Annotated in this window: 12 protein-coding genes and 1 pseudogene; 2 read left to right on the forward strand and 11 right to left on the reverse strand. The window is 64.1% G+C overall.

Annotated elements, in window-relative coordinates; genetic code table 11:
• Nucleotides 1–121: 121 nt before the first annotated feature.
• The 6 genes from EN906_RS08125 to rsfS form a co-directional block, all read right to left on the reverse strand.
• Nucleotides 122–643 carry an RNA pyrophosphohydrolase gene (locus EN906_RS08125; RefSeq protein WP_127267091.1) on the reverse strand — a complete coding sequence of 174 codons (522 nt, stop codon included), beginning with the start codon at nucleotides 641–643 and terminating at the stop codon, nucleotides 122–124.
• A 30-nt stretch (nucleotides 644–673) separates the two neighbouring features.
• The gene (locus tag EN906_RS08130; protein ID WP_127267092.1) at nucleotides 674–1852 is read right to left on the reverse strand and encodes a divergent polysaccharide deacetylase family protein; all 1179 of its coding nucleotides are present in this window, start codon (nucleotides 1850–1852) and stop codon (nucleotides 674–676) included.
• Between the two features lie 212 nt (nucleotides 1853–2064).
• Nucleotides 2065–3396: a S41 family peptidase gene (locus EN906_RS08135; RefSeq protein WP_024502881.1), complete on the reverse strand. Its 1332-nt coding sequence runs from the start codon at nucleotides 3394–3396 to the stop codon at nucleotides 2065–2067.
• Nucleotides 3397–4734, reverse strand: a complete 1338-nt coding sequence (locus EN906_RS08140) for a murein hydrolase activator EnvC (protein WP_127267093.1) — start codon at nucleotides 4732–4734, stop codon at nucleotides 3397–3399.
• 124 nt (nucleotides 4735–4858) lie between these two features.
• Nucleotides 4859–5341, reverse strand: a complete 483-nt coding sequence (rlmH, locus tag EN906_RS08145; protein WP_127267094.1) for a 23S rRNA (pseudouridine(1915)-N(3))-methyltransferase RlmH — start codon at nucleotides 5339–5341, stop codon at nucleotides 4859–4861.
• A 27-nt stretch (nucleotides 5342–5368) separates the two neighbouring features.
• Complete coding sequence (gene rsfS / locus EN906_RS08150; RefSeq protein WP_013529073.1) at nucleotides 5369–5746, reverse strand: ribosome silencing factor; 378 nt, start codon at nucleotides 5744–5746, stop codon at nucleotides 5369–5371.
• A gap of 242 nt (nucleotides 5747–5988) precedes the next feature.
• On the opposite strand from rsfS, the gene EN906_RS08155 reads away from it, so the two are divergent.
• Nucleotides 5989–6840 carry a mechanosensitive ion channel domain-containing protein gene (locus EN906_RS08155; RefSeq protein WP_127267095.1) on the forward strand — a complete coding sequence of 284 codons (852 nt, stop codon included), beginning with the start codon at nucleotides 5989–5991 and terminating at the stop codon, nucleotides 6838–6840.
• Nucleotides 6841–6849: 9 nt separating this feature from the next.
• Here the strand turns inward: EN906_RS08155 and EN906_RS08160 are convergent, their stop codons facing one another.
• From EN906_RS08160 to obgE, 5 genes are all read right to left on the reverse strand, one after another.
• The gene (locus EN906_RS08160) at nucleotides 6850–8133 is read right to left on the reverse strand and encodes an MFS transporter (RefSeq protein WP_127267096.1); all 1284 of its coding nucleotides are present in this window, start codon (nucleotides 8131–8133) and stop codon (nucleotides 6850–6852) included.
• Between the two features lie 68 nt (nucleotides 8134–8201).
• Nucleotides 8202–8834, reverse strand: a complete 633-nt coding sequence (locus EN906_RS08165; RefSeq protein WP_236383241.1) for a nicotinate-nucleotide adenylyltransferase — start codon at nucleotides 8832–8834, stop codon at nucleotides 8202–8204.
• Between the two features lie 27 nt (nucleotides 8835–8861).
• The gene (locus EN906_RS08170; protein WP_127266816.1) at nucleotides 8862–10148 is read right to left on the reverse strand and encodes a glutamate-5-semialdehyde dehydrogenase; all 1287 of its coding nucleotides are present in this window, start codon (nucleotides 10146–10148) and stop codon (nucleotides 8862–8864) included.
• A 3-nt stretch (nucleotides 10149–10151) separates the two neighbouring features.
• Nucleotides 10152–11342, reverse strand: coding sequence for a glutamate 5-kinase (gene proB / locus EN906_RS08175; protein ID WP_127266817.1), 1191 nt, complete (start codon nucleotides 11340–11342; stop codon nucleotides 10152–10154).
• 4 nt (nucleotides 11343–11346) lie between these two features.
• Nucleotides 11347–12378, reverse strand: coding sequence for a GTPase ObgE (gene obgE, locus EN906_RS08180; RefSeq protein ID WP_127266818.1), 1032 nt, complete (start codon nucleotides 12376–12378; stop codon nucleotides 11347–11349).
• 134 nt (nucleotides 12379–12512) lie between these two features.
• Between obgE and EN906_RS08185 the strand changes: the two are divergent.
• A pseudogene (locus EN906_RS08185) lies at nucleotides 12513–13054 on the forward strand (EEP domain-containing protein); the annotation flags it as partial.

A 13054-nucleotide genomic window follows, 5' to 3' on the forward strand; every position in this document is an offset into this window, starting at 1 on the left:
GCGGTGACCTCTTCTGGGGGCGACTTTTGGGGGGCGTCGTTCATGGCGACCCTTCGCGTGCTAGTGGATACATCAATAGGACCGCCGGGCCGGCGCGGCAACCGCGGTTGTTGTATAGCGGCTATTGCACCAGATGCCGGAATGCCGTCACCACATCCTCATAGACATGGCGCTTGAACGGCACGATCAGGTCGGGAAGGTCCTGCATAGGCCGCCATGCCCATTTGTCGAACTCTGCGGTGTGGCCACCCGGCGGCGGGTTGATCTGGATCTCGCTGACATCGCCGTGGAAGCGAAAGGCGAACCATTTCTGCGTCTGGCCGCGATACCGGCCCTTGAAGGCGATGCCGACGAGATGGTCCGGCAAATCATAGTTGATCCAGTCCGGCGCCTCGGCCAGCAGCGAGACGCCTCGCATGCCGGTCTCCTCATAGAGCTCGCGCTCGGCCGCCTGCAATGGCTCCTCGCCCTCGTCGATGCCGCCCTGCGGCATCTGCCAGAGCTGCGTCGTGCCGGCAAATTCGCTGTCCGGTTCGGCAATCCGGTGCCCGACCCAGACAAGGCCCTCGGCATTGAGGATCATCAGCCCGACACATGGACGGTAAGGCAGCGTTTCGCGGTCGATCTTGTTCGTCTTTGGCATCAGTCAGTCTTTCCAGCCGTCTTACGATGGCTAGCCTTTTTGCGGATCTATAGCCACCGCTGAAATCGGCACGATCTCTATGCCGCGCTTCTTGGCCTCGACCACCCAGGACGACACGGTATCGACCGTCAAGTCGAAGGCCGAACCGATGCCGACGGCAGTGCCTTTGGCCCGCGCGGTCGCCTCCAGGCTGTCTAGCTTCTTCAGGATTTCGCCGCGATCCTGCACGGCATCGATCGCCATGTCGCCGGCGACGAAGGGCACGCCATCCTTCAGCGCCAGGTCCGGCGCCAGGCTGCGCGCCGACGAGCCGTCATCGATATAGGCGAGGCCGCGTTTGCCGAGCTCGGCGATGAACGGCTCCATCGCCGCGGCATCGGCGGAAAAGCGGGCGCCCATATAGTTCATGACGCCGGTATAATTGGTCGTCCGCGACAGCGCCCAGTGCAGGCTCTTCAGGTTCTCATCCGCGCTCGCCGCCACCGTCAGCGTGTTGCGGCCCGGATTTACCTTCGGATAATCGAACGGTTCGAGCGGCACCTGCATGACGATCTCGTGGCCGCTCTGCCTGGCTGCCTGCATCCACCGGCCGATGCTGTTGCCTTGCGGCGCGAAAGCCAGCGTCACTTCCGCCGGCAGCTTGGCGATGGCCGCCTGGGTGCCGGTCTGCGAAACCGAAAGCCCGCCGATGACGATCGCCACCCGTGCGCCGCGCCCGCCCGACCAGGGCCGCGCATAGACGTCGAACGGCCGCCTGCCATCCGTGGCGCGCACCGGCAACGGTCCGGTCTCGCTGGTCTCGATCAGCGCCTTGTCGGGAATATGCGCGATCTTCAGGTTCTGACCGATGGTCGACGGATCGCGAATGACGATCGCTGCCTTGGGCGGCCCATCGCCCTCCTCCGTCTGCACATGGATAATCTGCGGCCCGCCTGATTTGACCGGCGCCTCCGGCTTCGGTGCCGCCGGGGCCAATGCAGGCGGCGCGGCGGCAGGCTCGGCCGCCGCGGTCACTTTCGGCGTTGAAACGGCAACCTCTTGCGGCTTTCTAAACGGTTTTTCCCTGAGCGCGATCGCGCCGGAGACGCCGGCCACCGCCAGCACGGCCACTGTCGCCATGATCGCACCGCCGCTGATCTTGCCGGCGGCGCGCGGCGACCGGACTGCCTGTCCGAGCGGGCGTTCGATGTCCTTGCCGATATCAGCCAAGCCTAATCCCCGGGCACATGGCTCCGAAGACGAAGCCGCTTCGAAAAGACATGCGCGAATTCATCAATTCCGGCGCACCCCGCGCCATGTCTTGGGAGCTTTGCCTCGCTCCCCGAATCAAACTGCCGGAACCTTTCGGTCCCGGCAGCATCGCATTGCTTCCATCTGGCTCAAACAGAAAGATGGGGCGGCGCGTGCGCCGCTCCAGATCCTTACTGGTTGAGAACCGCCTTTTGCGGATTGGGCGGGAAGGACGGATCGGTCTTCTGGCCACGCAGCAGCTGCTCGGCATAGATGAGCTGCAGATCGTCTTTCGGATCCGGCGGCACATAGGCCGCCGAGCCCGAACCCGTCGTGCTCTCGTCGGCGCCCTTGATATGGCCCTTGAGATCGGATTCGCCACGTGTCAGATCCCTGCCCTGCAGTTCCGGCGGCAGTGGCTGTTCGACCTTGATGTCCGGCGTGATGCCCTTGCCCTGGATCGACTTGCCGGACGGCGTGTAATAGAGCGCCGTCGTCAGCCGCAGCGCACCATTCTCGCCGAGCGGAATGATGGTCTGCACCGAACCCTTGCCGAAGGACTGCGTGCCGACCACCGTGACACGGCGCAGGTCCTGCAGCGCGCCGGCGACGATTTCCGACGCACTGGCCGAACCGCCATTGACCAGGACGATCATCGGCTTGCCGTTGATGTCGTCGACCTGCTTGGGCTTGGCGTCGAAGCGGGTGACGTCCTTGGGGTCGCGGCCGCGCGTCGAGACGATCTCGCCGCGGTTGAGGAAGGCATCGGACACGCTCACCGCCTGGTCGAGCAGGCCACCTGGATTGAGGCGGAGATCCAGAACGTAGCCCTTCAGCTTGTCGTCGGGAATCTGCTTCTTGATGGTGTCGATGGCGTTCTCGAGGTCGTCATAGGTCTTTTCGGTGAAGGAGGTGATCTTCATGTAGCCGATGTCGTTCTCCACCCGGAACTTGACCGCCTTGACCTTGATGATGTCGCGCACGACCGTCAGTTCGATCGGCTTGTCGGCGCCCTGGCGCAGGATGGTCAGCTTGATCGGCGTGTTGACCAGGCCGCGCATCTTGTCGACCGCATCGTTGAGGGTCAGGCCGCGAACCTCTTCGCCGTCGATCTTGGCGATGTAGTCGCCGGCCAGCACGCCTGCCTTGGCGGCCGGCGTGTCGTCGATCGGCGTGATCACCTTGACCAGATCGTTCTCCATGGTGACCTCGATGCCGAGGCCGCCGAACTCGCCCTTGGTCTGGACGCGCATATCCTGCGCCTGCTCGGCATTCATGTAGGAGGAGTGCGGGTCAAGCGAGGCCAGCATGCCGTTGATGGCATTCTCGACCAGCGACTTGTCGTCGGGCGGTGTCACATACTGTGCCCGCACCCGCTCGAAGATATCGCCGAAGATCGCCAGTTGCTTGTAGGTCTCCGACCCTGCAGCGTTCGCCGCCGAGCCGGGCGCGCCATAGACCAGGCTCATGGCGGACGCGCCCATCAGCGCACCGGCAAACAGAAGCGACAGTTTCCGCATTATTCACGTCCTTCCAGAAAAACGGTCCGCCCACCATGGGGCCGGATCGACGGGTTTTCCATCCTTGCGGAACTCGACATAGAGTTCCGGCGTGGCATTTCCATTCTTCGAAACCGAGGTGCTCGCCACCCGGGCCTCTCCCATCGCACCGATCGGCTCTCCTGCAAGCACTGATTGACCGGTCGCGACGCTGATTCTGCTCATCCCCGCCAAAACGACATGATAGCCGTCGCCTGCGTTCAGGATCAAGAGTTGACCATAAGAGCGAAACGGCCCCGCATAAAGCACATTTCCATCCGCCGGCGCGGTAACGATGGCTCCCGATTGTGTCGCAACCATGTCGCCAAGCATCACCGCGCCGTTACCGTCATCGGCGCCGAATCGCCGCTTGATACGGCCGGTCACCGGCAGCGCGATCTGTCCCTGAAGGGCCGAAAAGGGCACCGCGGCGGCAAGTTGGTTGCTTTCCGGAACGGGCAGCGACGCCAGTTCCGCCGGCGCCGATGTGTTGTCGCCGCTTGCCGTCTTCTGCTCGGCGGCCTTGGCAGCATCGGCAGCCTTGCGGCTCTTGTCGGCCTGCGCTTCGAGCGACGCGATCAACTCCTTCAGGCTGCCGGCCTTGGCCGCCAGCGCTTCGGATCGCTGCTTTTCGGCGGCCATTTGCGTCTGCGTGTCGGCTTCGAGCTTCTGCTTGGCCTCCAGCAGCATGCCGAGCCGCTTCTTTTCCGCCGTCTGGTCGCCGACCGCCGCCGTCAGCCGCGCCCGTTCGGCCTCGATCGACGCCGTGATCCTGGTCTGTTCCTTGAGATCGGCAAGCAGGCTATCGGTCTGCTGGCGCAGTTCCGGCACCACCGCGCCGAGCAGGATGGCGCTGCGCACCGACGACAGCGCGTCCTCGGGCTTGACCAGGATCGCCGGCGGCGGGTTGAGGCCCATGCGCTGCAGCGCGCCCAGCACTTCGGCCAGAACGTCGCGCCGCGCCATCAGCGAGGCGCGGATCTTCTGTTCCTGGCCCTTCAGTCCTTCCAGCCGGGCGCCGATGTCCTCGATGTCCTGGCCGAGCTTCTGCTCGGTCATCGCCGACTGGATCAATGCGGCGGTGATCGAGGCGTGATCCTTCTTGATCGTCGCGATATCGGCGGAGAGTTTGGCCAATCGTTCCGACGACAGCGTGATCTCCTTCGAGACCCGTTCATATTCGGCCCGGCTCTGATCCGGATCGGGAGCCATGTCGAGCGTGTTTTCCGCCCGCCCCGCATGCAGCGACAGCACAAGCACCGCCACCGCGATGCCGCAGCGCGCGCGCCAGGAGCCCGTTCTTGATTTTCTGTCTTCAGACATTGAAGCCCGACTCTATGCGTGGCTTCGTTAACGAACAATCAACCATGTTCGAAACCGCCCACTCGATGCAATCTTGCCTCGGCATTGGGGCGGAAATCCGGGTGTACTGCACCAATTCACCGGTTTACGAGCGATGATAAGGATGTCCCGAAAGGATGGTGGCCGCCCGATAAAGCTGCTCTCCCAGCATCACGCGCACCAGCTGATGCGGCCATGTCAACAATCCGAACGACATCACCAGTTCGGCCTGGTCGCGCAGCGACTGGTCGTGACCGTCGGCGCCGCCGATGGCGATGACCAGCGCCTTGCGGCCACCGTCACGCAACAGGCCGAGGCGCCCGGCGAAATCTTCCGAGGAAAAGCTTTTGCCGCGTTCGTCCAGCAGGATCAAAGCGGTGCCGGGCTGCAACTGCGTCTGCAGTTTCTGGCCTTCCTCACGCCGGCGCTCGTTGGCGGTCTGGCTGCGCCCCTCGGCAATCTCGGCAATGCCGCCAAATTCAAGCCCCACGGCCGGGCCGCTCTTGGCGAAGCGCTCGAAATAGCGGTCGGCAAGCAGCTTTTCGGGGCCGGCTTTCATCCGGCCCACGGCATGAACTGATATCTTCATCCTCGCCTTGTAAGCCGCGCGAACGACTTAGTGGAGCGTTTCTTCCTCGAGGTCCGGCGCCTGCCACATCTTTTCGAGATTGTAGAATTCGCGGACTTCGGGGCGGAAGACATGGACGATGATGTCGCCAGAATCGATCAGGACCCAGTCGGCGCCGGACAGCCCCTCAACGCGCGCGGTGCCGAGACCGGCATCCTTGATCGCTTTGAGAAGATGATCGGCGACAGCCGCGACATGACGGTGCGATCGGCCCGAAGCGACGACCATGTAGTCGCCGAGGCTCGATTTCCCCTGGATGTCGATGGAGACAATGTTTTCGGCCTTGGAGTCTTCCAGACTGGCAAGGACTGTCTTGATGGCGCGGGACACGGCGTCGTCTACGCTGATCCTGGCCGGCGAAGGCATGATATCGGCCTTCTTCCGCAGTGCTGTTCTCAGTGTATTTCCTTTCGCAGCAAGAACAACCAAATCACCCCTTGAAGCAGGTGACACCACTTAGATAGGCAGAGTTCCCTGACAGTTTCAAGACGGGACCCTGCCTCGCACGAACGTATTGTCGCTCTTGTGGTTCCGCTGCACGCCGGAAAAGATCGGAACCCTCACCGCCCGCATGGGTTATCGGCTCACCGACCAACCGGATTCCCCCCATGCCGATCGACCCGCAAAACGCCTTTCTCAGCGTCCAGGCTGGCCTCGCCCAACTGAGCACGCTGATTGTTTCGTACTCCTTCTCGGCCATCGGTGCCGTCATCCTCTTGATTGTCGGCTACATCGTCGCCGGTCTTGCCGAACGTTCGATCTTCGCCGGTCTCGGCCATATCCATGGTTTCGATGCGACGTTGCGGCATTTCTTCTCCAAGATCGTCCGCTACGCCATCCTGATCCTCGTCACCATCATGGTGCTCGGCCAGTTCGGCGTGCAGACGGCCTCGATCATTGCCGCGATCGGTGCCATTGGCCTCGCCATCGGTCTGGCGTTGCAGGGCACGCTGCAGAACATCGCCGCCGGCATCATGCTTCTGGCGCTGCGGCCGTTCCGCATCGGCGAATCCGTCGAGGTTGGTTCGATCGCCGGCACGATCGAGGAAATCGGTCTGTTCGCGACCAAGCTCAGGACCGCCGACGGCGTCTACATCCTGGCGCCCAACTCGACGTTGTGGAACCAGCCGGTGCGCAACTTCTCGCGCAACGGCGTACGCCGCAGCGACATCACACTCTCCATCGGCTCCTGGAACGACATCGACAGGGCGCAGAAAACCTTGCTTGCCACTGCCGCGGCCGAACGGCGAGTGAAACGTGAGCCGGCGCCGATCGCTTTCGTCTCGACATTGGGTGACAGCACTGTTTCGATTGCCTTGCGCTATTGGACATCGTCGGCGGACTTCTTCGCCACCCAGACTGATCTCACCAAGCGCGCCAAACAGGAATTCGATAGCGAAGGCATATCGATCCCGCTGCCGCCGCCGGAAGCGCCCCAACCCGAAGCCCGCCGGCAATAGTCGGTTGGCTCAGTGCCGGCCCTCATCGTCCGGTGCGAAGGCAAGTTCGACCGGCAAAGGCGCCTGCGCCGTCATCGGTGCGAAACTGCCGGTTTCACCGACCGGGACCGCACGCGTCGTGAACACACGCAAAAGCACGAACAGGCAGAAGGCAGCGGCGATGAGAACAGCCACATAGATGAAAGCCTGCGTTCCGAAGACGGCCGACAGCGCCGTCACGATGCCGGGCACGACGAAACCCGACAGCGACCAGGCAAACAAAAGCGAACTGGACAGCGCCACCATGTCGTCCTTGCCGGCGCGGTCGGCGGCATGTGCGCTGGCCAGCGAATAGATCGATTCCGAGGCGCCGTCCCACACGATATAGATCACAACCAACGCGGCCAACGCGCCGCCATCGTACCCGAGCGCAAATACGCCGGCGACCATGGCGAGCGCGGATGCGGCGATCAGCACATAGCGGCGGTCGGTTCGATCAGAAATCCAGCCAAGCGGGATCTGCAGGATCAGCGTGCCGAGAGGCATCGCCGAAAGCAGCAGCGCCACATCGGCCTGGCTGTAGCCCTTGGCCGTGGCGTGGATCGGCGCGAAGCCCGCAATCGACATTGACAGGCCGCCGACCGCAAGCATGCCGGCGACGCCGACCGGTGAAACCCGCCAGGCGCGGCGCAGCGCCACCGAGGCCGCCTGCGGTGCCGGCGGCTGGGCAAGTCGGGTCATCCCGACGGGAAGGATCGATAGCGCCGTGAAGGCGATGCCGATCAGCGGCGCATCCGCTGTCCTGATATCCACCAGCGCCAGCGTCGCGTAGCCGACGCCAAGCCCGGCGACATAGGCAACGTAGAAGAAAGCCATGACCCGGCCACGGATGGCGTTGGCAACGGCGTCGTTCAGCCAGCTCTGCGCGACGATGAACAGGCCGCAGATGGCAAAGCCGTAGAGCGCGCGGGCGGCTATCCACAGCAGCGGATGGACCCCGGCGCCGACGGCGGCGTTGGCGAGTGCGATCAGCGCCGACAACACCATGAAGGCACGGGCATGGCCGACCCTTCGCACCAGCGGTCCGGTCAGGATGCAGCCCGCCAGCCCACCGGCCGAAAGTCCGGTGATGATAAGTCCGGCCCAGGTCGGATCGAAACCCTCGGCGCCGAGCCGAACCGGGATATAGGCAAACATCAGCCCGTTGCCGACGGCTATCAGTGCCATCGACACGATGACGCTGGCAATCGCGATCAGCGGTGTGGGCTCGGCGCCCTGCTCGGCTTCGCTGCGGGTTTTCCTGGGAATCGACATGCCTGCTCAGGATTGCCCATGAAACGGGCAAAGGGAGCGATAAAAGCGACATGGGCGGGCGGTCGGGCTCACCCCTTCGCCAGCTTGCGGATCGCACTTGATGACAGCGACGAGCGCGGGCCGTGGATAAAGGTCCAGGCCGGCGCTTTCATGCGGGCAAGCCGCGGCGCATCGCCCTCGTCGATGCGGGCATAGTCGAAGGTCTTGGCGACGACGGAGGACAGGAACGACAGCGTCGCGCCCGGGCGGTCGATGACGGCGATCGGGAAGGTCATGACGATCTCGCGCCAGCGCTGCCAGCGGTGGAAATCGCGCAAACTATCCGCACCCATGATCCAGACGAAGTCGACCCCGGGATTGCGCGCCTTGACCAGCGCCAGCGTGTCGGCGGTGTAGCGGACGTGATGGGCGGCTTCGAAAGCGGTGACCTTGATCTTCGGGTTCTTGGCGATCTGCTCCGACAGCTGCAGCCGTTCGCCGAGCGGCGCCAGTTCCCTGGTGTTCTTCAGCGGATTGCCCGGCGTGACCATCCACCACAATTGGTCGAGCGCCAGGCGCCTGAGCGCGATCTCGGCGACCAGCGCATGGCCGGCATGCGGCGGATTGAACGAGCCGCCGAACAGGCCGACGGCGAGGCCTTTCTCGGCATGCGGCATCTTCAGGTAACGGGAGGGTACCGCCGGTTCGGAAGATGCCAGCATTGCCTCAGGCTCTGACAACGAAAAGATTCAAGGCCTCACCTGTCCCGACCCGCGCACGCGGTATTTGAACGAGGTCAGCTGCTCGACGCCGACCGGTCCGCGCGCATGCATCTTGCCGGTGGCTATGCCGATCTCGGCGCCCATGCCGAACTCACCGCCATCGGCGAACTGCGTCGATGCGTTGTGCAGCAGGATCGCCGAATCGATCTCGTTGAAGAATCTTTCGACGGCTTGCGCGTCCTCGGCGACGATCGCCTCGGTGTGATGCGAGGAAAACGTCTCGATATGCTCGATGGCACCGGCAACGCCGTCGACCAGCTTCACCGCGATGATGGCGTCGAGATATTCAGTCACCCAGTCGGCATCGATCGCCGGCTTGGCATCGAAAAACACTTTCAGCACGTCGGCATCGGCATGGATTTCGCAACCCGCCGCGCGCAGTGCGTCGAGGATCGGCACCAGATGGGTGGAGGCGACCGCCTGGTCGACCAGCAGCGTCTCGGCGGCACCGCAGACGCCGGTGCGCCGCATCTTGGCGTTGACGGCTATCCGCACCGCCATGTCGAGATCGGCCGAGCGGTCGATGTAGAGATGGCAGATGCCTTCGAGATGCGCGAAAACCGGCACCCGTGCCTCAGCCTGCACGCGCCCGACGAGGCTTTTGCCGCCGCGCGGGATGATGACATCCAGCGTGCCGCCGAGGCCCTTCAGCATCTCGCCAACGGCGGCGCGATCGGTGGTCGGCACCAGCTGGATGGCGTCTTCCGGCAGGCCGGCTTGCTTCAGCCCTTCGACCAGGCAGGCATGGATGGCGGCTGATGAATTGAGCGAATCCGAGCCGCCACGCAGGATCACCGGATTGCCTGCCTTGAGGCACAGCGCGCCGGCATCGGCGGTGACGTTCGGGCGGCTCTCATAGATGACGCCGACGACGCCGAGCGGTGTGCGCACACGCTCGATATGCAGGTCGTTCGGCCTGTCCCATTGCGCCATCACATCGCCGACCGGATCGCGCAGCGCGGCGATTTCCCTGATGCCGTCGGCCATGGCGCGAATGCGCGCCGGATCGAGCTTCAGCCGATCCATGAAGGAGGCGGAAAGCCCGGATTCCTGGCCGTTCGAGACATCGATGGCGTTGGCGTCGAGAATGTCCTGCTCACGAGCGACGATCGCCTCTGCCATGGCGAGGAGTGCGGCGTTCTTGGCGGCGGTCGTGGCAATGGCCAGCGGTCGGGCGGCAGCGCGGGCACAACGGCCGATATCGGCCATCGTTGCTACGGTGTCATCCCCGGATTTTTCATGCAGTTTCAGCATGGCTCATCCTCCGCTTACATCGCCACCGACCGTGACTTGGTCACCGGCCCCTGTTTGGTCGCCGGCCCGTACTTGGTCACCCGAATGGCTCACCACAAGGTCGTCGCGGTGGATCATCGCCGAACGCGCCTCGTAGCCGAGCACGGTTTCGATCTCGGTCGTCTTCAGGCCCGCGATCCTTACGGCATCGGCCGCATCGTAGGCAACCAGCCCGCGCGCGATCTCGCGGCCCTCGGGCGACAGGATCGCCACCGTGTCGCCGCGCGAGAAATTGCCGCTGACCAGCTTGACGCCGGCCGGCAGCAACGACTTGCCCGACAGCAGCGCACCGATGGCGCCGGCATCGACCGTAAGCCGGCCGGCCGGTTCGAGCTGGCCGGCGATCCAGGTCTTGTAGCCCTTGACCGGGTTGCTGCTCGGCCGAAAGAAAGTAGCGCGCTCGCCGCGTTCGATCGCCATCAGCGGCGACAACCGCGTGCCCGACGTGATGATCATCGCGGTGCCGGCGGCGGTGGCGATCTTGCCGGCATCGAGCTTCGTGCGCATGCCGCCGCGCGACAGCTCGGAAGCGGCCGCACCCGCCATCGCCTCGATATCGGGCGTGATGCGGTCGACCACTGGAATGAATTTGGCCTGGGGGTCACGCGCCGGCGGCGCCGTATAGAGGCCATCGATGTCGGAGAGCAGTACCAGGAGGTCGGCGCCCATCATGGTGGCGACGCGAGCCGCCAGCCGGTCATTGTCGCCATAGCGGATTTCGGACGTCGCCACCGTGTCGTTTTCGTTGATGACCGGCACCGCCTTCATCTTGAGCAGCGTCGAGATCGTTGCCCGCGCATTGAGATAGCGGCGGCGCTCCTCGGTGTCGCCGAGCGTCAGCAGGACCTGGCCCGATTTCAGGCTGCCCTTGCCGAGCGCATCCGACCACGCGCCGGCCAATGCGATCTGCCCGACGGCTGCCGCGGCCTGGCTCTCTTCGAGCTTCAAGGCGCGCTTGCCGAGACCAAGGATCGTGCGGCCAAGCGCGATGGCGCCGGACGAGACGACAAGGATTTCAGCGCCGCCCTTGGCCAGCGCCGCAATGTCGTCGGCGAGCGAGGCCAGCCAGTCGCGCTTCAGGCCTGTCGCGCGGTCGACGAGCAGCGCCGAGCCGATCTTGACGGTGATGCGCCGATATTTTCCCAGCGACTGCATCGTCCTACTTTTCCCAGCGCGTCTCGACTGGCGCAGCGATCTGCGCACGCGCCTCGGCCACCACCGACATCAGCGCCCGCAGCACCGCCTCGACACCCTCGCCGGTGACGGCCGACAACAGCATCGGCGCGCGGCCGGCGGCGCGCTTCAGCGAGGCGACTTTCTTCTTGCGCGCATCGGCGTCGAGCGTGTCGACCTGGGACAGTGCCACGATCTCGACCTTGTCGGTCAGGCCGTTGCCATAGGCCTCAAGCTCCGCGCGGACGGTCTTGTAGGCTTTGCCCGGATTTTCCTCCTGCGCCGAAACCAGATGCAACAGCACACGCGTGCGCTCGACATGGCCAAGGAAGCGGTCCCCGATGCCGACACCCTCATGCGCGCCTTCGATGAGGCCCGGAATATCGGCGATGACGAATTCGCGCGCGTCGATGCGGGCAACGCCGAGGCCGGGATGCAGCGTCGTGAACGGATAGTCGGCGATCTTCGGCTTGGCCGCGGTGACGGCGGCCAGGAATGTCGACTTGCCGGCATTCGGCAGCCCGACCAGTCCGGCATCGGCGATCAGCTTCAGCCGCAGCCAGATGTTGAGCTCCTGCCCCGGCAGGCCGGGGTTGGCGCGGCGCGGCGCCTGGTTGGTCGAGGTCTTGAAATGCTGGTTGCCGAAGCCACCATTGCCGCCCTTGGCGAGCAGAAAGCGCTGGCCGACCACGGTCAGGTCGCAGATCAGCGTCTCGTTGTCTTCTTCGAACACCTGCGTTCCCGCCGGCACTTTCAGCGTGACATCGGCGCCCTTGGCGCCGGTCATGTTGCGGCCCATGCCGTGGACGCCGGTCTTGGCCTTGAAATGCTGCTGGTAGCGGTAGTCTATCAGCGTGTTCAACCCGTCGACGGCCTCCAGCCAGACATCGCCGCCACGGCCGCCATCACCGCCGTCCGGCCCGCCGAACTCGATGAACTTTTCGCGCCGGAACGACACCGAACCAGCGCCACCGTCACCGGAGCGGATGTAGACCTTGGCTTGATCGAGAAATTTCATGGGATTGTACAGTTTCTACTAGTGGCCTTGCGGCATTGCTCTAAACCTTGGCCCTTGCTCTAAACCAAGGCGCGGCGAAGGGCGAGGCCGTTTTGTGACAATGGCCGCGCGGGATCGGCCGGAGAGATGCCGGAATGAAGCTTGTAACCTACAATATCCAGTACGGCATCGGCCTCGACGGGCAGTACGATGTCGGACGCATCGCTGATGCTGTACGCGGCGCCGATGTGATCGCTCTGCAGGAGGTGACCCGCAACAATCCCAGGAACGGCGGCCGCGACATGGTCGCCGAGATCGGCGAGGCGCTGCCCGACTACTTCGCCGTCTATGGCAGCAATTTCGAGGCCAATATCGGTTCGCACATCGACAATGGCCGCGCCATCACGAAAACCTTCCAGCTCGGCAACATGGTGCTGTCGAAAACGCCTATTCATCTGTCGCGCAACCTGCTTTTGCCGCGCAGCCGCAGCTTTGAGATGATGAACTTCCAGCGTGGCGCGCTGGAAGCGCTGATCGAGACGCCGCTTGGTTTCATCCGCTTCTATTCCATCCATCTCGATCACCGCAGCCCCGTCGAACGCGCCAGCCAGATCCAGTTCCTGCGCCAACGCATGCTGAACTACGCGCTCGAAGGCGGCGCGCTGTCCGGCGTCGCCGAGATCGGCCTGCCGGAATT

It is taken from the genome of Mesorhizobium sp. M7A.F.Ca.CA.004.06.1.1 (genome assembly GCF_003999135.1).
Lineage (GTDB): Bacteria > Pseudomonadota > Alphaproteobacteria > Rhizobiales > Rhizobiaceae > Mesorhizobium.